Annotated in this window: 23 protein-coding genes; 10 read left to right on the forward strand and 13 right to left on the reverse strand. The window is 51.6% G+C overall.

Annotated elements, in window-relative coordinates:
* Window positions 1–258 precede the first annotated feature (258 nt).
* Window positions 259–1,722: a leucine-rich repeat domain-containing protein gene (locus tag ACS5NO_RS32655; RefSeq protein WP_439418994.1), complete on the forward strand. Its 1,464-nt coding sequence runs from the start codon at window positions 259–261 to the stop codon at window positions 1,720–1,722.
* On the opposite strand, the gene ACS5NO_RS32660 is transcribed toward ACS5NO_RS32655, so the two are convergent.
* Complete coding sequence (locus ACS5NO_RS32660; RefSeq protein ID WP_439418995.1) at window positions 1,716–2,042, reverse strand: ArsR/SmtB family transcription factor; 327 nt, start codon at window positions 2,040–2,042, stop codon at window positions 1,716–1,718. The two genes, ACS5NO_RS32655 and ACS5NO_RS32660, sit on opposite strands and share 7 nt — an antisense overlap.
* A gap of 229 nt (window positions 2,043–2,271) precedes the next feature.
* On the opposite strand from ACS5NO_RS32660, the gene ACS5NO_RS32665 reads away from it, so the two are divergent.
* From ACS5NO_RS32665 to ACS5NO_RS32685, 5 genes are all read left to right on the forward strand, one after another.
* Complete coding sequence (locus tag ACS5NO_RS32665; RefSeq protein ID WP_439418996.1) at window positions 2,272–2,787, forward strand: hypothetical protein; 516 nt, start codon at window positions 2,272–2,274, stop codon at window positions 2,785–2,787.
* Between the two features lie 18 nt (window positions 2,788–2,805).
* The gene (locus ACS5NO_RS32670) at window positions 2,806–3,384 is read left to right on the forward strand and encodes a hypothetical protein (RefSeq protein WP_439418997.1); all 579 of its coding nucleotides are present in this window, start codon (window positions 2,806–2,808) and stop codon (window positions 3,382–3,384) included.
* A 1-nt stretch (window position 3,385) separates the two neighbouring features.
* Window positions 3,386–3,670, forward strand: a complete 285-nt coding sequence (locus ACS5NO_RS32675) for a winged helix-turn-helix domain-containing protein (protein WP_421825567.1) — start codon at window positions 3,386–3,388, stop codon at window positions 3,668–3,670.
* Between the two features lie 121 nt (window positions 3,671–3,791).
* Window positions 3,792–6,212, forward strand: a complete 2,421-nt coding sequence (locus tag ACS5NO_RS32680; protein WP_439418998.1) for an ABC transporter permease — start codon at window positions 3,792–3,794, stop codon at window positions 6,210–6,212.
* 186 nt (window positions 6,213–6,398) lie between these two features.
* The gene (locus ACS5NO_RS32685) at window positions 6,399–8,264 is read left to right on the forward strand and encodes a CocE/NonD family hydrolase (RefSeq protein WP_439418999.1); all 1,866 of its coding nucleotides are present in this window, start codon (window positions 6,399–6,401) and stop codon (window positions 8,262–8,264) included.
* 5 nt (window positions 8,265–8,269) lie between these two features.
* On the opposite strand, the gene ACS5NO_RS32690 is transcribed toward ACS5NO_RS32685, so the two are convergent.
* The 4 genes from ACS5NO_RS32690 to ACS5NO_RS32705 form a co-directional block, all read right to left on the reverse strand.
* Window positions 8,270–9,340, reverse strand: coding sequence for a hypothetical protein (locus tag ACS5NO_RS32690; RefSeq protein WP_439419000.1), 1,071 nt, complete (start codon window positions 9,338–9,340; stop codon window positions 8,270–8,272).
* Window positions 9,341–9,538: 198 nt separating this feature from the next.
* A complete protein-coding gene (locus tag ACS5NO_RS32695) occupies window positions 9,539–9,901 on the reverse strand; it encodes a HepT-like ribonuclease domain-containing protein (RefSeq protein ID WP_439419001.1) in 363 nt (120 codons plus the stop codon).
* Window positions 9,891–10,187: a nucleotidyltransferase family protein gene (locus ACS5NO_RS32700; protein ID WP_150874523.1), complete on the reverse strand. Its 297-nt coding sequence runs from the start codon at window positions 10,185–10,187 to the stop codon at window positions 9,891–9,893. Before ACS5NO_RS32700 ends, ACS5NO_RS32695 begins: the two co-directional genes overlap by 11 nt.
* A gap of 129 nt (window positions 10,188–10,316) precedes the next feature.
* A complete protein-coding gene (locus tag ACS5NO_RS32705) occupies window positions 10,317–10,787 on the reverse strand; it encodes a Dps family protein (RefSeq protein WP_138991601.1) in 471 nt (156 codons plus the stop codon).
* A gap of 235 nt (window positions 10,788–11,022) precedes the next feature.
* On the opposite strand from ACS5NO_RS32705, the gene ACS5NO_RS32710 reads away from it, so the two are divergent.
* Entirely contained in the window at window positions 11,023–11,991 is a 969-nt protein-coding gene (locus ACS5NO_RS32710) for a YihY/virulence factor BrkB family protein (protein ID WP_439419002.1), read from the forward strand.
* A gap of 4 nt (window positions 11,992–11,995) precedes the next feature.
* Here the strand turns inward: ACS5NO_RS32710 and ACS5NO_RS32715 are convergent, their stop codons facing one another.
* The 5 genes from ACS5NO_RS32715 to ACS5NO_RS32735 form a co-directional block, all read right to left on the reverse strand.
* Window positions 11,996–12,199, reverse strand: a complete 204-nt coding sequence (locus ACS5NO_RS32715) for a hypothetical protein (protein WP_439419003.1) — start codon at window positions 12,197–12,199, stop codon at window positions 11,996–11,998.
* A gap of 120 nt (window positions 12,200–12,319) precedes the next feature.
* Window positions 12,320–14,053 carry a glutamine--tRNA ligase/YqeY domain fusion protein gene (locus tag ACS5NO_RS32720; RefSeq protein WP_439419004.1) on the reverse strand — a complete coding sequence of 578 codons (1,734 nt, stop codon included), beginning with the start codon at window positions 14,051–14,053 and terminating at the stop codon, window positions 12,320–12,322.
* 64 nt (window positions 14,054–14,117) lie between these two features.
* Window positions 14,118–14,714, reverse strand: a complete 597-nt coding sequence (locus ACS5NO_RS32725; protein WP_114408903.1) for a bifunctional nuclease family protein — start codon at window positions 14,712–14,714, stop codon at window positions 14,118–14,120.
* Between the two features lie 113 nt (window positions 14,715–14,827).
* Window positions 14,828–15,790: an electron transfer flavoprotein subunit alpha/FixB family protein gene (locus tag ACS5NO_RS32730; protein ID WP_439419005.1), complete on the reverse strand. Its 963-nt coding sequence runs from the start codon at window positions 15,788–15,790 to the stop codon at window positions 14,828–14,830.
* 140 nt (window positions 15,791–15,930) lie between these two features.
* Entirely contained in the window at window positions 15,931–16,668 is a 738-nt protein-coding gene (locus ACS5NO_RS32735; RefSeq protein WP_439419006.1) for an electron transfer flavoprotein subunit beta/FixA family protein, read from the reverse strand.
* A 63-nt stretch (window positions 16,669–16,731) separates the two neighbouring features.
* On the opposite strand from ACS5NO_RS32735, the gene ACS5NO_RS32740 reads away from it, so the two are divergent.
* The 3 genes from ACS5NO_RS32740 (at window position 16,732) to glgP (ending at window position 18,995) form a co-directional block, all read left to right on the forward strand.
* Window positions 16,732–16,872: a hypothetical protein gene (locus tag ACS5NO_RS32740; RefSeq protein WP_439419007.1), complete on the forward strand. Its 141-nt coding sequence runs from the start codon at window positions 16,732–16,734 to the stop codon at window positions 16,870–16,872.
* Entirely contained in the window at window positions 16,865–17,191 is a 327-nt protein-coding gene (locus tag ACS5NO_RS32745; RefSeq protein ID WP_439419008.1) for a tetratricopeptide repeat protein, read from the forward strand. Before ACS5NO_RS32740 ends, ACS5NO_RS32745 begins: the two co-directional genes overlap by 8 nt.
* A 145-nt stretch (window positions 17,192–17,336) precedes the next feature.
* Window positions 17,337–18,995, forward strand: a complete 1,659-nt coding sequence (gene glgP, locus ACS5NO_RS32750; RefSeq protein ID WP_439419009.1) for an alpha-glucan family phosphorylase — start codon at window positions 17,337–17,339, stop codon at window positions 18,993–18,995.
* Window positions 18,996–19,039: 44 nt separating this feature from the next.
* On the opposite strand, the gene ACS5NO_RS32755 is transcribed toward glgP, so the two are convergent.
* The 3 genes from ACS5NO_RS32755 to ACS5NO_RS32765 form a co-directional block, all read right to left on the reverse strand.
* Window positions 19,040–19,765, reverse strand: a complete 726-nt coding sequence (locus tag ACS5NO_RS32755) for a hypothetical protein (protein ID WP_439419010.1) — start codon at window positions 19,763–19,765, stop codon at window positions 19,040–19,042.
* Window positions 19,766–19,863: 98 nt separating this feature from the next.
* Window positions 19,864–20,679, reverse strand: coding sequence for a purine-nucleoside phosphorylase (locus tag ACS5NO_RS32760; protein ID WP_439419011.1), 816 nt, complete (start codon window positions 20,677–20,679; stop codon window positions 19,864–19,866).
* A gap of 38 nt (window positions 20,680–20,717) precedes the next feature.
* The gene (locus tag ACS5NO_RS32765; RefSeq protein ID WP_439419012.1) at window positions 20,718–21,953 is read right to left on the reverse strand and encodes a BaiN/RdsA family NAD(P)/FAD-dependent oxidoreductase; all 1,236 of its coding nucleotides are present in this window, start codon (window positions 21,951–21,953) and stop codon (window positions 20,718–20,720) included.
* Window positions 21,954–21,963 lie beyond the last annotated feature (10 nt).

Here is a 21,963-nt window from a genome sequence, read left to right on the forward strand (position 1 = left end):
CGTGAGGTACGCGACAATTCGCACTAAACCGGCGGTGGGTCGCGTACCTCACGGCACTGGACGAAGATTCCTGGCTTCGTGCTACCGACTTTGCGCTGTTAAGCCCCTTACGGGGCAGGTTGACGGGCTGCGGGAGTGATTGCAAGAGAAATGTAAGTTCTAATCAGAATTTAACACCTATTCGATGATCCCAAGATATCAATAATTCAACTATATTTGCCGTTGTTCACCTAAACGATACGTTAAAGGCTTTTCGTCATGCCCAATTACCTCGTCATATTCGCCGGAATCCTGATCACCGGGACGCTGTCGGCCCAAACCGTTAGCCTGACCAAACCGGAACACGATGCGGTTGCTAAAAAACTGGCGAATGAGTACATCTTGGCGCAAACGATCATCGATCCGGGTTTCCGAACCCGCCAGCCCGGTTTTCGGACGGTTGACGAAATGGAGCCAAGTGAAAAAAAGTGGTTTGAGTTGAGTGAGCAGTTTGGGAAAGACCTCAACCAAATGCTCAGGCAGGCCAATGTCTTGCAAGACACCACCTGCTACCTGATCGTCAACCTGTATGCCAACCCCGATGGCTCCCTAAACCGGGTTTTTTATGAAGTGGGCCGGAATTTCTCCGTTATGCGTTCCGACAGCCTGGCCACGCTCCGGTTGAAAGAGCGCATCGACCCGATTTTGTGCCAATGGTTTTCGACCTATCGTTTCCCTGTCACCGGCGACAAACCGTACCGGTTTTCCTCCGCGCTGGCGATTGGTAAACTGCCTTCCAAACGAAAACTGCGAAAAGGACCGGGTATTATGACCACCCTGGCAGAAGCCGAAAAAACCGCCCGTCCGGATACTGTTAAAAATCTGGTACTAAATACGCTGGAACTGAAGGAGGTACCCGAGGTGATCTACCGGTTTCCGAATCTGGAAATACTGGATTTGAGTATCAACAGCCTCAGCGTGATCCCGGAAAAAGTGTTTCTGATTCCGACTTTAAAGCAACTCAATGTTTCCTCTAATCCGCTGGGCAACGAGGGGCTACACGTAGCCCGCAACAAACATTTGAAAATTCTGAATATTCAGTCGACTAAAATCACGGCGATTCCGAAAGCCGTTACCCGCAACCGGCGGCTGGAAAGTCTCTGGCTCGGTTTGAATGATTTTTCGGGAGGTCTCAATACGGCACCCTTCCGCCGGTTGCGCCGACTCAAAGACCTGAATCTGTACAAGGCGAAGTTGAATGTACTGCCCAATCAAATCCGCAGGTTGCGACGGCTGGAGGTTCTGGATCTGTATTACAACAACTTACGCGTGCTGCCGGAGCGCCTTTGCCGCCTGCCCCGGCTCCAGCAACTGGCCATTTCCAACAACAAACTCAATACTTTGCCGGAAAATCTGGGTCGTTTGCGGAAACTTCAGGTGCTGTATACGCACCATAATTTTCTGGGCAGTTTACCCGCCAGCCTTCAAAAACTTTATCATCTACGGATTCTGGATGTCAGTCACAACGCTTTTGTCACGGTTCCCGACCCGGTTTTGACTCTCCCTTATCTGGAAGAACTCGACATCAGCCACAATCGCCTGACCGACCTGCCTTCCAGCCTGACCCGGATTCAAACGCTCAAAAAACTCTTTGTCCGCGGTAATCCCGTCAGCGAACAAAAAACCGTCTCCGCCAACCTCATTAAACAACTGGAAGGAAACAAAACGGAAGTGTTTTATTGAGAAACGGACTCGGCCTGATCGACAGCACTCAGAACGGACTTCACCACTCCCGGAAATTTTGTTTCCAACTCGTCCAGCCGGAGGGACGTAAGGCACTGCGTCCCTTCGGTTCGGGTGCGAATGATACCGGCCTCGCGCAATACCCGCAAATGGTGTGACATCGTCGATTTGGCAACGGGGGTCACAATGGCCCCGCAACGTTGCTCCGTCGCGTATTGATCCAGACTTCGCACAAAATTCAGCCGCACCGGATCGCTCAGCGCGTGTAGAATACCGGTTAAGGTAATCTGGTCGATGGTAGGATGTTGGTACTGCTTCATGCGTTTTTTTCCAGTTTGCGGATAGATCAGAAAAAGATGTAGATACACTAATTGCTACTACAACGATCAGCAGGCTAAAAATAATTCACTTTCAGTCAGGAATATCAATTCCAGGTGATTTTTTATTGCGACTATTTGGTTTATATCGTAAACTACTTTATGTTTGTGCCATTATCCCGCATCGGGATTTATTTTTATCAGTTTGGTTTACAATATAAACTACTTTATCATGAAAAAAGTCGTACTTTCATTAATCTGGCTGCTCTTCGTAGTCATGACAGCCTTCCGGACGTATGCACAAACGGGGGATGCGATGCAAAAACTGCGTTTTCTGGAAGGGCAGTGGAAAGGCCCCGCTAAGGCGATGATCGGCCGGGGAAAAGAGCTGAACCTGGTTCAGTCCGAAAATGTGCAATTTAAGCTTAACAACCGGGTGCTGCTGATCGAAGGAACCGGCCGGGAACAGGACAAGGTGGTGTTTCAGGCCTTGGCCGTAGCGGCTTATGATTCACTAAACCGGAAGTATTCGATGAAAGCCTATACCGCCGAAGGCAATGCCACAGACGCTTATCTGGACGTAAAAGGCGACAACTGGCTGGAATGGGGGTTTGATGTTCAGCGGGGAAAAATCCGGTATACCATTAAGTTAAACGAAAAAGGACAGTGGCACGAAATCGGTGAATACAGTCCGGACGGCCAGAAATGGTACCGGAATTTTGAAATGACCCTGGACAAACTGAAGTAACGAAATCCCTGAAAACGAATGGAAACAGAACCGCGAATGAACGAACAGGAAAGCCTTCGGGTGATTCATGCCATGATTGATTCCGCCAAAAAAACCATCCAGGACGATGGTACCCTCTATCTGATGTGGGGATGGCTGGTGTTATTTGCCAGTGTGACGCATTACCTTTTGATGACCATGACTACTTTTGCGTACCCGTATCTGCCCTGGGCAACGATGCCGATTGCGGGGATCATCAACGCCGTTCTGGTTAGCCGGATGGTGAAACGGCAACCGGTTAAAACCTACATTGGTGAATTTATGTCCTATTTATGGGCGGCTTTTATCGTTTCGATCATCATCCTGCTGGCCTTCATGCCTAAACTCGGGATGGAGAAAACATACCCGATTTTAATCCTTCTGTACGGCATCGGTACCTTCGTTTCGGGGGGCGCCCTGCGTTTCAAACCGTTGATTATTGGGGGAGCCCTGAACTGGCCAATCGCCATTGTGGCTTTTTTCGTGCCGTTTGAATACCAATTGTTGTTACTTGGATTAGCCGTCACCTGCAGCTATATCATTCCCGGGCATTTGCTACGGTTAAATTACAGGAACTGAGATGTTTGATGAACTTGATCCCTTGCTGCATCAGCAGTTGCGTCTGGCCGTGATGTCCTTGTTAATCAGCGTTCAGGAAGCGGAGTTTACGTTTCTGCGCGAAAAAACCGGAGCCACGGCGGGTAATCTGAGCGTTCAGATTACCAAACTAAAAGACGCGGGATACATTGAAGTGACGAAAGGCTATAAAGATAATTTCCCCCAAACCCTGTGTAAAATTACCGGTTTGGGCCTTACGGCTTTTGAAAATTACGTGAACGCGCTGGAAAAATACATCAAAAAATGACCTTCAACTTTTGTCGGCAGTCAGCGGTTTTTTCTCTCATTTAATTTGTACTTTACGGAACAAACAGGCGATTCCAGCGTTCTGGAATCCTTTTCATTCTCTTTTCCTCCCGTTCCGGCCAATGCTCCGACACTATTGTACCGTTGTTTTTAGAACCATTCTCCGCAATAAAGTCTACACCGGCATCGTCGTGACTGGTCTGGCGTTTGGCATGGCGGCTTTCCTGCTCATCTCCGGTTACGTCCGCTTTGAACAGAGCTACGACCGGATTCACCCGGATGGCGACCGGATTTACCGGGTCGAAAGCCGGTTTTTCAAAAATGGCGTCGAAACCGATCACTGGGCCACCAGTTCCAACGGCTACGTTCCGGCCATGAAGCAGGCCTTTCCGGAAATTGAAACCTATACCCGCATCGCCTGGCGCGGTTCGACCCGCGTGGTACGGCACGAAGAAACCAAGTTTCGGGAGAACCACGTCTGTTTTGCCGATTCCAACTTTTTTACGTTTTTCAGCTATCCGGTTCTCAAAGGCGATCGCAACACCTTTCTGGCGTCTCCCAACACGATTGTGATTTCGGAGTCGGCGGCCCGGCGGTATTTTGGCAACACCGATCCGTTGGGGAAATACCTGGATGTCAGTACCATCGCCAGTTCGTACCATTGCCAGGTGACGGGCGTTTTTGCCGATCTGCCACCCAACTCCACCATGCAGTTCGACATGTTGCTGTCGTGGACCACCTCGAACCGGCGGAACTGGGATTTCTGGTACCAGCACGAAAGCTATTCCTTCGTGCGGCTTCGTCCGCAGACCGATCCCGCCAAGGTGATCGCCAAGTTTCCGGCTTTGTCCGAAAAATATAAAACCGCCGAAGCCTTGCGTGACCACGTCTGGGCGATTGATCTCGTTCCCCTGCACGACATTCACCTGAACCCGGCTACCCAGAACGAAATCGAGGTAAAAGGAAACCGGCGGGCGGTTCAGTTTCTGTCGGCCATTGCCTTTGTTATCCTCATCATCGGCTGGGTCAATTACATCAACCTCTCGACCGCCCGGGCGATGGATCGGGCCAAAGAAATCGGGATTCGGAAAACCGTTGGTTCACACAAGGCCCTGCTGGTGTTTCAGTTTTTGTTTGAATCGTTGCTGCTCAATGGGCTGGCGTTGCTGCTGGCGGTTATTCTTGTCGTTGTTGCCCACTTCGTTTTGCCCGTCTTTCTGGATCTGCAAAACTCCTCGTTCGACTGGTCGGAACCCGGCCAGTATGGTCTTTTTGCCTTGATTTTCTGGTTTGGCGTAGCCATTTCCGGGATTTATCCGGCGCTGGTGCTGTCGCAGGTAAAACCGGCGCTGGCGTTGAAGGGACAATACCGGTTTACGGGCAGCGGAGCCTTTTTGCGCAAAGGACTGGTCGTGTTTCAGTTTGCCGCTTCGATGGTTTTGATCGTGGGTACCTTTGTCGCCTGGCGTCAACTCTCCTTCATGATGAACCAGAATCTGGGCGTCCGGGTCGATCAGGTTTTGGTGTTGAAAGCACCGGTGAAAACCGAGCAGTATACCCGGAAAACCCAGACGCTGAAAAACGAATTGAAAGCCATTCCGGGGATTACGGAAGTGACGGGTTCCGGGGCGGTTCCGGGCAAGGAGGTGGGGCAGATGCTGGCCAACCGTCGTTTGCATGAAGAACCTAGCGCCGACCGGCTCTACGAAATGCTGATGATCGACTTCGATTTTATCAAAACTTTTGATTTGAAACTGGTCGCGGGTCGTTCGTTCGACCGCAGTCGCCCCGCCGATTCGCTGGGGCTGGTGCTGAACGAATCGGCGGTGAAGCAGTTCGGCTTTCAGTCCAACGAACAGGCCATCGGCGAAAAAGTGCTGCTGGAATCGACCCACGACCGGCCGAACGAGATCATTGGCGTTGTCAAAGATTACCACCAGCAGTCGCTCCAGAAGCAATTCACGCCCCTGATTTTGTTCATGGACCCCGACTACCGCTGGCTGCCGACGGATTTTTATTCCCTGAAAATCAGTACCAGTCAGGTGGATGGATTGGTCGAAAAAGTGCAGACCGTGTGGGGACGGTTTTTTCCGGAATCGTCGATGGATTACTTTTTTCTGGATGATTTTTTCAACCAGCAATACCGGCAGGACCGGCAGTTTGGCCGCACCTTTATACTGTTTTCGTCGCTGGCTGTTTTGATTGCCTGCATGGGCTTGTTCGGGATGACGTCCTACAGTACGGCCCGTCGAACCAAGGAGATTGGCGTTCGGAAAGTCCTGGGGGCGTCGGTAGCTAGTGTGTTGCGGTTGCTGGCCTGGGAATCCGTCCGTTTGTTGCTGCTGGCGGGCCTGCTGGCGATTCCGGTTTCGTGGTATTTGATGACGCAATGGCTGTCGGTTTACGCCTTTCGGATTGAACTGAACCCGATTCACTGGCTGGTTCCGATGCTGATTTTGGTGGTGATTGCTCTGGCAACCATCAGTTACCTGACGGTGAAAGCGGCTTTAGCCAACCCCACGCAGTCGTTGCAGAATGAATAGGGACTCAGGGAGCGGTCGGGTATTGTTCCTTTTTCGCCCCTAAATCCCCTAAAGGGGACTTGGACACCGCATAATCCGGATTTTTGAAAGTCCCCTTTAGGGGATTTAGGGGCGAAAAAACGCATGATGTTTATCTATCACTCAATTAAGTACCAAAATCACGGACTTCAATCCGTGGGTCCTTTTATGAAAATACGATTTCTGATTGGTTATTTCCTGACCATTTCCCTTGGCAGTTTCGCGCAGGCTCCGGCTGCCAATCCGTTCATCAAAGAAAATTACACAAAGGTTGAATACCAGATTCCGATGCGGGATGGTGTCAAACTGTTCACGGCGGTCTATATTCCGAAAGACATTTCGGCCGAAAAGAAGTACCCGGTTCTGATGCAACGGACGCCGTATTCCTGCCGGCCTTACGGCGCAGATCAGTTTCCAGCCCGGCGGTTTGGTCCTTCCGAGTTTGTCATGAAAGACAAATACATCTTTGTGTATCAGGACGTTCGGGGGCGCTGGATGAGTGAGGGTGTTTTTCAGGAAATGACCCCGCAGCTTGTCAATAAAAAGTCCAAAACCGACGTAGACGAAAGCACGGACACCTACGATACGGTGGACTGGCTGATAAAAAATATTCCGAACAACAACGGAAAAGTCGGGCAGTGGGGCATTAGTTACCCCGGTTTTTATGCCTCCGTAGGGGCTTTAAGCGGCCATCCGGCTCTGGTGGCATCCTCTCCGCAGGCCCCAATGGCCGATCTCTGGCGGGATGACAGCTACCACAACGGCGTTTTTCTGATCCCGCACAACTTCAATTTCTACCCCTATTTTACGAACCGGACGGACGGCAAGCCGACGAAAACCGCAGCGACTACCGAGTTCAAATACGGCACCGAAGACGGTTATGAGTTTTTTTTGAACCTCGGCCCGATGAAAAATTCGCAGAAGCCGGAATTGTATGGCGGGAAAGATCCTTATTGGAACGGCAATCTGGCGCATCCGAATTACGACGAATTTTGGCAATCGCGGAATATTTTGCCGCATTTGAAAGGCATCAAACACGCCGTCATGATTGTCGGGGGCTGGTACGACGCCGAGGATTTACACGGTATTTTCAAAACGTATTCGGCTATTGAAAAACAAAATCCCGGTATTTACAACATTCTGGTGGCTGGTCCGTGGACGCATGGCGGGTGGAATGACACGGGCGAACAGTTGGGAAGTGTGAATTTTGGCGAAAAAACCGGGCCGTATTTTCAGGAAAACATTGAGCGGAAATTTTTCGCCTATTTCCTGAAAGGGGAGGGCGACGCCAACTTTCCCGAAGCCCAGGTCTTTGAAACCGGAACGAACCAATGGCGCAGCTTCGATGCCTGGCCGCCCAAAGCCGCCGTCGAAAAGAGTTTGTACCTGTTGCCGGGTGGAAAACTGGCGTTTGAGGCTCCGGCAGCAAACACCGGTTTTTCGGAGTTTGTCTCCGATCCGGCGAAACCGGTGCCGTTTACCGAAACCATCTCGCTCGACATGAACCGCGACTATATGGTGGAAGACCAGCGGTTTGCCGCCCGTCGACCTGATGTACTGGTGTTCCAGACCGACGTTCTGGATAAAGACGTGACCCTGGCCGGTAATCTTCTCGCCAATTTGAAGGTCTCGACCACCGGCACCGATGCCGACTGGATGGTGAAACTGATCGACGTATATCCGGGCGATGCGAAAGACAATGCCAATACCGCCAAAAACGAGAAAATGAGCAGTTTTCAGCAGATGATCCGGCATGACGCTTTTCGGGGCAAGTTTCGGGAAGACAAGACCAAGCCCAAACCGTTCAAGCCGGGCGAGATTACCGCCGTCAACTACGAGCTGATCGATGTGCTTCATACCTTCAAAAAAGGCCACCGCATCATGGTGCAGGTGCAAAGCACGATGTTTCCGCTCTACGACCGCAACCCGCAGAAGTTTGTCCCGAACATCCACAACGCCAGCGAAGCCGACTTTCAAAAAGCCACCCACCGGGTGTACGGCAGCAGCTTTTTGAAAGTTCGGGTGGTGGAGTGATAACTTTACAAACAGCCGCCAACGGCTCCGTTCAGGTTAAACCGAAACCGGTCTTCGGCGTAATATTGCATGGTGTTGGGGGTAGTACAGCCGCCTTTTGCCACAATCGCGTCGTACGTGGCATTGTTGACGACAAAGAAATCTTTGGCTCCAATGCCGGTGGGCAGAATCCAGCTCAGTTGGAACTCAATGGTTTGGGTGGCGCCAACCGCCAGCGTTGCCAGACTGGACAGATCGACGCTTACCAGATTCGAGGCTTCCAGGCGCGAGGGCAAGGATGAGTTGGAAAACCGAAACGAATATACCGGCGCCGGGCTTGCCGGGGCCGCGCGTAAGCGTCTGAGTGTAGCCCGAATTTTAAAGGTGGCACTCGGACCCGCCGTACTGAAAGCCTGGGAGGCTGCCAGGGTAACGGCACAATCGGCGGAGGTCAGCGTTTTGATGACCGCCGGGCCGGCATTGGCCAGGATCTCGATGCTTTCAAAATTGAATTCCGGTGGATACCGCAGGCAGCGTTCCAGTTCGCAGGGGGAGGAGGTGGTAAAGTAGCAATAAATGTTATTCGGAAGTCGGATAATAAGCCTTCCATAGATACTCCAAGGATATTTTCGGAGATCCACTTCCTGAATAATCATCGGCAACGACAAGGGGGTTGAGTAGTCCAGTACCTGGTAATCAATCTGAACGGCTTTGGGCGGAATAAGCTGGACATCAGGCAGATCGATGTTGCCTTCCTTGAGAAGCTGCGAAAGCGGGAAGGCTTCAGCCTTTAGGAATTGATCTTTTTCGCCGTAGAGAACCCGGATAACCGCCGGATTTTTGGCCTGTTTCAACCGTGAATATTGCTCCGGGCTGAGGGCGAACCGTGTGCCGTAATAGCTCCCGTTCTTGTCCTGTTTAACCGGTGGTGGGGGAACGGACTCAGCCGCTTTCTGATCGAGCAGAAGGGTTTTCCCATCCAGTCCCACCAGCCAGACTTTCAACGAGTCATTCGGAACCTGATTGGGAGTGGGCGTGCAACGGATAACCGACAGAATCAGAAGAGTCGAAGCGACGAAGGCGAGACGTTTCCACATGGCTTTGAAGGAGTTAGGATAAAATCATACCGGTGTGATCGGCACAATACTACCTTCTTTTCCGTTTGGGAAACGGAATTTATTAGGAAACGGTAAAAGGATTAATGGAATGGTAAAGCATCTGGCAGTAAGGAATATTCAGATGGGGATGATTGTCATGAAAATAAATTCAGGTTGTATTCATATCTGGAAAGGCCGTCACTCAATGCCATCACTGAATTTTATAGCGATCAGAGATTCGATTTTCTCTTTTAATGGAGGAATATCTTTTTGTATAGAAGTCCAGATGATATCGTAACTAATGCCAAAATATTCATGAACCAATATGTTTCGGACGGCTTTTAGAGTTATCCATTCGATTTCCGAAAACTCCTGTTTCAGATCTTCACTTAAGGCTGCTGCGGCCTCTCCAACGATTTCTAATAATTTTACCAAAGCCAGGCGAAGTTGAAAGTTGTTCATATAACTTTCAAAATCAATACCATCGGTGAAGTTTTCGATATGGTCAATGGCTTCACGGATATGCTGAATTCGTTGTCGATCGCCAAGACTACTTTTCATAAATTAGAATCCGATCCTGGTCGATGAAAGGGCGGATTGTGGAAGCAACCCCGCTTTCGGAAATGACGTCAACTTTGTGGTTTAGTAATTCTTCCAATTGCCAGGAAATTCGAGCTTGATCAAATAAAGTAGCTCCTTTCGCAAACTCGACTAGTAAATCGATGTCACTGTCCTCGTTTTCTTCTCCGCGGGCAAGAGAGCCAAATAAATAGACACGCACAACGGGTTGTTGAGAAAAGTAAGGTTGAAGGGCCTCCGCCAATGTCGATTTAACAGTCGTTACCATACTGATGGAAATCGTATTTGCCAAAAATAACAAAATACATGGATAGTTCCCTCAACTAGAATGGTTTCCTCCAATGAAAAACCCCGGCATCTGTCAGGAAACCGGGGTTTTATCTTCAAAACCGGGGTGTTACGACAAATACTTCCGCAGCATCCAGGCCATTTTTTCGTGCTCTTCCATCAGATTGGTCAGAAAGTCGGCAGTTCCAGCGTCTTCCAGTTCCTCGCATTTGCTGACATCTTCCCGCAGCTCGCGGATCGATTGTTCGTGATCGTCCAGCAACCGTTTGAACATATCTTCGGTCTTCACTTCACTGCTCTTGTCTTCCTTTAAACTGGTGTGTTTCAGGAAATCCTCCATCGTCGACAGTGGTCGGCCCCCCAGGGTACGGATGCGTTCAGCCACTTCGTCGATGGCGGCTTCAAGCTGGGTGTATTGCTTCTCGAAAAACTCGTGGTATTCCAGAAAGCTCGGCCCACTGACATTCCAGTGGTATTTCCGGGTTTTGATGTATAACACATGCTGATCGGCCAGTAGAGCGTTCAGCAGCTCGTTGACTTGTTTGAGGGTGTCCTGATCAAGACCAATGTTGAGTTTCATAGTGTGTGATGTCTTAAAATGAAAGGGCGGCATTCCATCAGCGGCCTCTTTTAAAACCACCAAAATGCCGGTTTGTTTATTAGAAGACCCAAACAACGCGCTGGCATTGTGGTTTAGAATACACGAAGACAAGAGAAATAAGGAAAGAGAAGTGGAGGAAGGATGCGAGCTTTGCTGATTTCTCTCTTGTCTTACTGCTCTCCTCTGGCTTCTGAAATCCACCATCAACAACGGTATGGCACAATCAAAATACAAAAAGTTCTTCACCGACGCGTGGACGCTGCTTTTGGGAGCTTTCAACGGTTTTATGGACGATCGGGGCCTAAAGCTTAGTGCCGCGCTAGCCTATTATACGGTTTTTTCCCTGGCACCCCTGCTGGTATTATTAATTTCGATTACCAGCATATTTTACGGAGAAGAAGCCATACGGGGGCAGGTTTTCTCGCAGATAAACGGGTTGGTCGGCAACCAGGCTGCGGCTCAAATACAGGAAATGATCAAAAGTGTGGAGCTTTCCGGGAAAACGAATGTCGCCTTGATTACCGGTATTTTTACCCTGATTCTGGGTGCTACCAGCATTTTTGTGGAAATTCAGGATTCGATCAACCTCATCTGGCGCGTGAAAGCCAAACCGAAACGGGGCTGGGTCAAACTGCTGAAAGACCGGCTGTTGTCCTCTTCCCTGATCGTCAGTCTGGGCTTTTTGCTGGTCGTATCGCTGATCGTCAACGGGATCATTCTGGCTTTGAGTGACACGCTGACCCGCTACTTTCCGGATCTGGCCGTCATTTTTGTGGAAGCGCTTAACTTTCTGATCAGTTTTGGGGTCATCACGGTTTTATTTGGCGTAATCTTCAAAGTATTGCCGGATGCTAAAATTGCCTGGAAAGACATTCGCTGGGGGGCTATTTTCACTGCTTTGCTCTTTATGCTGGGGCGGTATTTGATCGGACTCTACATCGAGACCACCAGCACCGGCTCCACCTACGGGGCCGCTGGATCACTCATCGTCATTCTGGTCTGGATTTACTATACGGCGGCCATCCTGTATTTCGGAGCGGAATTCACGCAGGTGTACGCGGAGCATTATGGCATTAAAATCGAGCCTGCGGATTATGCGGTGTATGTTGAACAACAGGAGAAAGAGCGGGAAGTCCGAACGTTGCCCCCGCAAAAAAACACCGAACCCGTCAAAGAAGACTAATTAATTAGATCAGGTCCGTGTACCCGTATTCTTTTCGAAGAATTTCTTTTACAATCGTTTCTTCCTCATCGTCTAAACCGTCGATGGTCAAATTCGACGCGTCCGATTCAACGGTTATGGTATGCTTTTTCTCTTTATTCAGAAAAGGCATCCGTTTTTCCATCACCTCGGCTGCGTCCTGCTGTAGTTTTTCCTGCTGTGGGGTCATAGGGGTAGAAATCTGGTTTGGGGTTTACGGTTTTCTGTTTACGGTGGCTGACGAGTGCTTGCTGTCGCAAGAAGTGTAACGCGTCAGCCACCGTAAACCGTAAATTGAAAACCGTAAAAGTTATGATTTGCGTTGCTCTTTCGCCCAGGTGTCCTTCAACGTCACTGTCCGGTTGAACACCAGTTTTTCGTTGGATGAGTCCGGATCGATGCAGAAATACCCTTTGCGAATAAACTGAAAACGATCTCCGGCCTGGGCGGTTTTTAGCGAAGGCTCCACGTAGGCCCGAACAATTTCAAGCGACTTGGGATTGATAAACTCCTTGAAATCACGGTCTTCTGATGATGGATCTTCACTTGTCAGCAGCCGGTCATACAGCCGCACTTCGGCTTCAACGGCGTGGGCCACCGAAACCCAGTGAATCGTGCCTTTTACGTTGATGCCCGAGGTATCCGAACCGCTGCGGCTTTCCGGAATGTATACGCAGCGCAGCTCTACAATATCCCCCTCCTCATTCTTAACGACTTCCTCGCATTTGATAATGTAAGCTCCCTTGAGCCGAACCATACCGCCGGGCGACAACCGGAAGTATTTTTTGGGCGGATTTTCCAGAAAATCATCCCGTTCAATGTAAAGTTCCCGCGAAAATGGCACGTTGCGGTGGCCGCTTTCGTGGTCTTCGGGGTTGTTTTCAATCGCTACCTCATCGACCTGACCTTCCGGATAGTTGGTCAGCACCACTTTGATCGGTTTTTCGTCGACCACCGCCATCACCCGCGTTGTGGTTTTGTTCAGCTCTTCCCGGATGCAGAATTCGAGCAGGCCCACGTCGATCAGGTTGTCGCGCTTGGCAATCCCGATGCGGTCGGCAAACTCCCGAATGCTGGCCGAGGTGTAGCCACGACGGCGAATCCCGGCAATGGTTGGCATCCGCGGATCATCCCAGCCCGTAACGTGGCCTTCGTTGACCAGTTGCAGCAATTTCCGCTTGCTCATGACGGTATACGTCAGGTTCAGCCGCGCAAATTCAATTTGCCGGGACGGGAAAATTCCCAGTTTCTCGATGTACCAGTCGTAAACTGGCCGGTGAACTTCAAACTCCAGGGTGCAAAGCGAGTGTGTAATCTGCTCGATGGAATCCGATTGCCCGTGGGCAAAATCGTACATCGGATAAATGCACCAGGCATCGCCCGTCCGGTGGTGATGGGCGTGTTTGATCCGGTACATGATCGGGTCGCGGAAGTGCATGTTGGGCGACGCCATATCGATTTTGGCGCGCAATACCTTGGCTCCATCGGGAAATTCTCCGGCTTTCATCCGCCGAAACAGATCCAGATTTTCTTCAACCGACCGTGTCCGATACGGGCTTTCTTTTCCCGGTTCCGTTGGTGTACCTTTCTGAGAAGCAATCACTTCCGCCGTCGAGTCATCGACGTAGGCGTATCCTTTCTGAATCAGATTTTCGGCAAACGCGTAGAGCTGATCGAAATAATCCGACGCATAAAACTCATTTTCCCATTCGAAACCCAGCCAGCGAACATCGGCTTTGATCGACTCAACGTACTCGGTATCTTCGGTAACGGGGTTGGTGTCGTCGAAACGGAGGTTGGTTTTTCCGCCGTATTTATCCGCCAGCCCAAAATTCAGGCAAATGGATTTGGCGTGACCGATGTGCAAATAGCCGTTGGGCTCGGGCGGAAAGCGTGTGTGAACACGGCCTCCGTTTTTGCCGTTGGCAATATCTTCTTCAACAATTTGCTCGATGAAATTCAACGAACGTTCCGCAGGGGCATCGCTCCGGCGTTCCGATTCGTTGGAAATACGGTTATTGGTATCGTTGGGTACTTCAGGCATACCGCTTGAATCAGGGGTGAAAGGACTAATTTACAGCCTTCGGTTGGCTTTGGCAAAAGGAAGACTAATTACGACGGCTCATTTCGTCCCGAATCTTGGCGGCTTTTTCGTATTCCTCCTTTTTCAGGGCTTCGTCCAGCGATTGCTGCAACTCGTCGTGCGTCATATCCTTCAGTTGTTCGGTCAACGAACGGGACGAGCGCGACGCGGGCTGGGGAACCAGTTCTTCCTGCTCCTCGCTTTCGTCGGTGACGCTGGCGGTGATGCCGGCTTCTGAAAGGATGGATTCGTAGGTGTAAATCTGAACGTTAAACCGGATGCCAATCGCGATGGCGTCGGACGGGCGGGCATCGACCACGGTTTCCCGCGTGCCGTCGGTGCATACGATCCGGGCGAAGAAAATTCCTTCCCGCAGGTCGGAAATCACGATTTCACGAACTGTAAAGCCGAATTTGTCCGCAAATGATTTGAAGAGGTCGTGGGTCATCGGGCGGTTGGGCACAATCTTCTCGATCTCAATGGCAATGGCCTGAGCTTCAAACATACCGATGATGATTGGCAACCGGCGGTTCCCATATTCTTCTCCCAATACCAATGCAAATGAACCCGACTGCGATTGGCTGGGCGACAAACCTAAGATTTCAAGTCTAATCTTCTCCACGGCGCAAAGTTAATAGAGTTTGGGAGTTTAGCGGTTGGAGGGTTTAGGAGTTTTTTCACCAGAAACTAAAAAAATCCATATTCGCCAACCGCTACACGCCCAAACGCCCTAAATTACAACTCCTGTACCGCTTTCGTCAGGCGGGGCAGCACCTCGAACACATCGCCGACGATGCCATAGTCCGCCGATTTGAAAAACGGTGCTTCAGGGTCTTTGTTGATAACTACAATGACCTTCGATGAGTTCACACCGGCCAAATGCTGAATGGCACCGGAAATCCCGCAGGCTATGTAGAGATTCGGGCTGATTTTGATCCCGGTTTGTCCGACGTGCTCGTGATGGGGCCGCCAGTCCAGATCCGACACCGGTTTGGAACAGGCCGTGGCCGCATGCAGTGCCTTCGCCAGATCTTCGACGATTCCCCAGTTTTCCGGGCCCTTCAGTCCGCGCCCCGCCGAAACGACCAGATCCGCTTCGGGCAGCAGAATGTCGCCGGTGGCTTTTTCAACCTTGGTCACTTTAACGGCAAAATCGGTGTCATTCAAAGCCGGATTGAACGCTTCAACTGTCGCAGTGGCTTCGGTTTCTTCCGGCGTGATGGTATTTTTCTTGATTGCCAGAATTTTTTTCTCCGCCGTCAATTCCGTGAAAGCAAACGCTTTTCCGGTGAAAATGCTGCGTTTAACCCGAAAACCGCTGCTCACCTCCGGCAACTCGATCACATTGGCCGCCAGTCCGGCTTTCAGTTTTCCGGCCAGCCTGGCCGCCATCGAATCGGCCAGGGAGGATTTGGCCAGCACAATCACGTCGGCCCCTTCCTGATTGGCCGCTTCGGCCACCACACTGGCGTAGGCCATCGCGTTACCTTCGTTCAGTTGGGCATCGTTGGCGTGCAGCACTTTGGCCGCACCAAACCGCCCGGCTTTCGCCATCTCGTCGGCGTTGCCTTCACCCAGGACAATAGCGGTGGCGGATGTGCCGGTGAGTGCGGCCACTTTCGAACCGTAGTATATGGCTTCGAGCGATGATTTCTTCAACGCGCCTTCATCAAGTTCTGCAAAAATTAAAACTGACATTTTAGTATGGCTTTAAAGGTTGGGAAAGAGGTTGTTTCGCGGAGTTGAGCGGAGGAAAAGGAGTTAAGCAGAGAAATGTTTTTCTTACTTTTTACTCCGCTTATCTCCCTTTTACTCTGTTTAACTCTGCGAAACAACTTTTATATCACTTTTGCTTCGGTTCTCAGCAACTTGATCAGTGTTTCGGCTTCCGAAGCGGGGATCATTTTGCAGGCACCGCGGGCGGGGGGTAGCTCGTAGTTGGCAATGTGGGTGAGGGTTTCTTTGCCCGTGGGTTCCACCACCTTCAGCGGTTTGGTTCGGGCACTCATGATGCCGCGCATGTTCGGAATTTTCCACTCCGCAATCGGTTCCTGACAACCCAGCACCAGCGGCAAACCGGCTTCCAGTTCCTCATGACCGCCTTCGATTTCCCGCGTAATTTTCGCCGTTGAACCCTCGATGGCTAGCTTCATCACCGGCGAGATCGACGGAAGTCCCAACATTTCGCCCACAATGCCGTGGACCTGACCGCCGTTGTAGTCGATGGATTCACGGCCCATCAGAATCAGGTCATAGCTGTTTTCTTTGGCAATCGCGGCAATTTGCTCGGCCACAAAATACGCGTCGGTGGGCTCGGCATTGACCCGGATGGCGTCGTCGGCCCCAATGGCGAGACATTTCCGAATCACCGGATCAGCGTCGGATTCACCCACGTTCAAAACCGTAACGCTTCCGCCCAGTTGTTCTTTCAACTCGACGGCCCGCGATAGGGCGTAATCGTCGTAAGGGCCCGTAATAAACTGTACACCCGCTTTATTGAGTTTGGTATTGTTCTCCGTGAGGGTAATTTTGGTGATCGTGTCCGGAACACTGGTGACACACACTAAAATCTTCATGTTGTCTGTGGTTTAGAGGTGATGGCGGCAAAAATACAAACTTGTCTTTAATAAAACGTATGCGTGCATACTAATATTTGGTGTTCGGTTTTCGGTTTTCGGTTTACGGTGGCCGGTGCAAGCCAGACAGAACGCGTCAACACCGGAGCAATGGCCCGGCGTAAACTGAAAACCGTATACCGTAAACTGTATCCCTATGAATAACAATCGAATTCAACTGTTGCTTCAATTTATAGAAGAACAACCCGAAGATCCTTTCAATGTTTACGCCCTGGCGATGGAATACCGCGATGAGCAGCCCGACCAGGCGCTTCTGTATCTGAAGCAGTTGCTGGCGGAGCATCCGACCTATCTGGCGACCTATTACCACGCGGCTTCGCTTTTGGCGGAGCAGGGGGACCGTTCGGGCGCTGAGGAAATTTATGAGCGGGGCATTGAACTTGCCAAAGCACAGAAAAATGAGAAGGCTGTTCAGGAATTGAGCCGGGCTTATCGGACGTTTCAGGATGATGACGATTACTGACGAAACGTTAATCATTTGAATATCTTTGCACTAAAAACGATTCAAACGGGATGGGAACACGGATTGAGCGGATCAAAACGGATTTTAATCTGTGTCAATCCGTTTTGATTCGTTCAATCCGCGTTCCTATCCAAATGCTAACCGAATGACCAAATCAAACTTGCCCCAGGCGTTTCGCCACCCTTACGAATTTGATCCCCAATTCAAGAAATCCGTTGCGTATTTTTCGATGGAATTTGCCATCGACCAGGCTTTAAAGACCTATTCCGGTGGCCTGGGTTTTCTGGCTGGATCGCACATGCGGAGTGCCTATGAACTGAAGCAGAATGTGATTGGCATCGGCATGCTCTGGAAGTATGGGTATTATGACCAGACCCGCAAAACCGACAACGCGATGGATGTGCTGTTTCGGGAAAAAATCTACAGTTTTCTGGAAGATACCGACATCAAATTTACCATCGACGTTCACCATACGCCGGTTTGGGTCAAGGCCTATTACCTGAACCCCAAGCACTTCAACACAATTCCGATGTTTTTTCTAACCACGGACATCGAAGGCAACGACTGGATGGCCCGCTCCATCACGCACCGGTTATACGACAGCATTACGTCGGCTAAAATTGCGCAGTGTATGGTGCTGGGCCTGGGTGGGGCGAAACTGCTCGATGAATTGACGTACGAACCGGACGTGTATCACCTGAACGAAGCCCACGCGGTGTCGGCGGCTTTTCACCTGTACCAGAAATACGGCAGCACAGATGAGGTTCGCAAACGGATGGTTTTTACGACCCACACCCCCGAAGAAGCCGGCAACGAAAAACACGACATCAACCAGTTAAATGTCATGAGTTTCTTTGGGAAGGTGCCGCTGGAAACCGTGCGGGAAATCACCGGTATCGAAGACAACGTGTTCAATCACTCGCTGGCGGCCTTGCGACTGAGCCGGAAGGCCAATGCGGTTTCCAAACTACACGGCGAGGTGTCGCGGCACCTGTGGGGTTCATACAGCGGCATTCCCGAAATAACGCACGTAACAAATGCCCAGAACCAGCGGTATTGGGCTGACCCTGAACTGGAGCAGGCCCGAAAAAAGAGCGATGGAGAAACCATTGCGGAGCGGAAGAAAAGCCTGAAAGCAACCCTGTTCAAAACCGTGGCCGATCAGTGCGGCAAATTGTTCGACCCGGAGGTGCTGACGATCGTCTGGGCCAGGCGGTTTGCGGGCTATAAGCGCCCGGATCTGCTGGTGCAGGACGACGAACGGTTTCACCACCTGATGAATCATCCCGAGTACCCCATTCAGTTTATCTGGGCCGGAAAACCGTATCCGTCCGACGAAGGCGCTACGCACATCTTCAATTCGCTGGTGTACCGGAGTCACCTCCACAAAAACATGGCGGTTTTGACGGGCTACGAACTGGCACTTTCGAAACAGTTGAAAGACGGCGCTGATCTGTGGCTGAACACGCCCGTGGTGACCCGCGAGGCATCCGGCACGAGCGGCATGACGGCGGCTATGAATGCGGGAATCAACTTCTCAACCTTCGATGGCTGGATATGCGAGTTTGCGGAGCACCAGAAAAATGCGTTCATCGTACCGGTGGCCCAACCCGGATTGTCGCCCGAAGAACGGGATACGCAGGACCGGAACCACTTCTTCGATCAACTGGAACACGAAATCATGCCGCTCTACTACGAAAAACCGGCTGACTGGCATCGCCTGACGCTGCAAAGCATGAACGACGTCAACGCGTTTTTCAACTCCAACCGCATGGCAACGGAGTATTATCAGAAAGTGTATTGATGCGCTGCCGATTGCCTGATTGAAAACCCTGACAGGGCTTGCAATCAGGCAATCGGCCAGGAGGACTGCCCTTCGTGGTAGACATTCGTCAAACCGCCCAGCCGGGCGCGTCCCTGCCAGTCGTAGTCCAGTTGGTCGAGGCCGAGCATGGCAATGTCTTCCAGGGTGACGATCCGTTTGTCCGGTTTGAGGGTGCCGCCAAACTCGCCGGGGCGGGCCGAGGGGTTCCACTGGTATTGCGGATCGACCAGCGTCCCGCGCGGATACATGATACCCGGTTGGCCTTTCCCGATCAGGTTGAGGTCGAGCGGGTGGCCGTCGGGCGTTCCCGGAACCAGCCCCCAGCCGTGGCCGACTTCGTGGGCTTCGGTAGTCGAGCCGTCGAAACCGACATTGTCGAGCCGGAAAAAACCGGTGTTGCTGTTGCGGCCATCCATGTAGGAAATACCGCCCAGCGGGTTGTCAGTTTCGGTTTCGATCCGAAAAAACAGCTTTTTGTAGTCCCGGTTTTTGTACAGCAAAGGCCGCGGATCTTCGCTGTAAAAACCGCTCACCTGAAACCGGATGAGGTAATCCGTTTCATCCAGCGACAGAATGATTTCGGGGCGATCCCAGACCCGCCCGACGTTGTAGGCAATCCGTTGGGCGAGATCGTCAGTCGCAACCGACCCGTAGAGATACAGTTCTGCGAAAACCGTCAGGGTCTGTTCGGATTCGTTTTTATAGACGTTATGGTTTCCCAGGATCTGGGGGAGCGACAGCGTTGGCATTTTTCTGTGACGGACAGATACACACGTGAACCTGGTATACTAACGAAGGTGGGGCTGCTATGGTGTTACAGTTTGGACGTTACCTAAAAAAACACACCTCAAAGTCTGGCCACCAATTCTTTCATCAAGGCCGTCAGGCGGGGTTCGGCCACGGCGGCAGCGGCAAGAATCTTCGGCAGGCTGGCTTTTTCGAGCATTTCGGGAATGCACAAATCCGTGATGACCGAACAGGCAAAGACCTTTAAACCCATCTGGTGCGCAACAATTACCTCCGGGACGGTCGACATGCCAACGGCATCTGCACCGAGTTGGCGAAGCAGCCGGTATTCGGCTTTGGTTTCCAGTTGGGGGCCGGTCACGCCAGCATACACGCCTTTCTGGATCGGGAACCCCAGTTTTTTCGCAATCGACCGGGCCAGCCAGATCAGATCCTTGCCATACGGTTCGCTCATGTCGGGAAACCGGTCGCCAAACTGGGGCGAGTTCTGACCCCGCAGCGGACTTTCGGGTAAAAACAGGCTGATGTGGTCTTCGATGATCATCAGATCACTGACGTCGAAAGCAGGGTTTAGCCCACCGCTGGCGTTGGAAATGAGCAGGGTTTCGATGCCCAGCCACTTCATCACCCGCACCGGAAACGTCACCTGTTGCATCGAATAGCCCTCGTAATAGTGAAACCGTCCCTGCATCACCACGACCGGTTTTTCCGACAATGTGCCGAAAATCAACTGGCCGGAATGCGATTCGACGGTGGAGAGCGGAAACCCCGGAATGGAGGCATACGGGATGGCCACGTCGATTTCTATTTCGTTGGCTAGCGCTCCCAAACCGGTGCCGAGAATGATGCCAATGGTTGGTTGCGTGGGATGGAAAGACCGGATGAGGTCGACGGCTTTCAGAATCGGTTCAATCATAGGGGGGGATGGTTTGAATAATCAGTAAAAGGGAGGATTTACAATCCAATGTTTTTTCCCACGACGTATCCCGTGGTCCAGGCATTCTGGAAATTAAAACCGCCCGTAATCCCGTCGACATTCAGGACTTCGCCCGCAAAATATACCCCCGGTTGTGTCCGGCTTTCAAGCGTTTCTGGATTGACGGCATCGGTGGGAATACCGCCACAGGTCACAAACTCTTCCTTGAACGTACTTTTTCCGGAAACCGCATGGGTGTTGTTGGTCAGCAGGTTGATGAGCCGGTTCTGGGCTTTGGCAGGTAGTTCGGCCCAGCGTTCGGTTGGCGAAATACCGGCTTCTGTGGCCAGTGCCAGCCACAGGCGGGCGGGCAAGCCAAAGAGCGATTGGGTGGCTACCTGCTTTTTTGGATGTTGCTGCCGGAACGCCTGCATCTGTTCCCGAACCTGGTTTTCGTTCAGGGCACCGAGCCAGTTAATGCGGATTTCGTGCCGGTATTGCACCTCCGCAAGATCGCGGGCGGCCCAGGCCGAAAGCCGCAATACCGCCGGGCCGCTGAAACCCCAGTGCGTAATCAGCACCGGCCCGCGTTGTTCCTGCTTCGTGCCGGAAATTCGGATGACAGCGTCCGACACCGCAACCCCCGCCAGCGCCAGCAACGGATTGTCGGGGGTGTTGAACGTAAACAGCGAAGGTACCGGCGGAACGAGTGTTTCCTTTTTGGGTTCATCCAGTCCCGGAATCCAGCCGTAGGAAACCGCCTGCGGATAACCGCCAACGGCCACCAGAATGCGGTCAGCGGTTAGGGTTTCGTCGGTTAGGGTTTCGATCTGCCATTGGTCGTCCGGGCGGGTGATCGTTTTGACTCCGCAACTGGTCCGAATCCGGATTTTCAACCGGGCGGCTTCCTGGAGTAAACACGAAATGATGGTTTCGGACGAATCGGTAACCGGAAACATTCGGCCGTCGGCTTCTGTTTTCAGGCGGACACCCCGGCTTTCAAACCAGGTTACGGTCGAAGCGGCATCGAATTGTTTGAGAAGGGGGCGCAGAAAAGTCTCCCCGCGCGGGTAGTTTTTGACCAGTTTGCGGTTATCGAAACACGAGTGGGTGACGTTACAGCGCCCTCCGCCCGAAATCCGGACTTTGTTCAGAACGGCTTTACTTTTTTCAAGTAAGGTGATTTCGGCCTCCGGAAAGGTTTCGGCGGCAGTGATGGCACCAAAAAATCCGGCAGCACCGCCACCGATAACGACAATTTTTAAGGTTGGCATGCGGTTCAAC

Source organism: Larkinella fluvii (assembly GCF_051857545.1).
In the GTDB taxonomy this organism is placed as follows: domain Bacteria; phylum Bacteroidota; class Bacteroidia; order Cytophagales; family Spirosomataceae; genus Larkinella.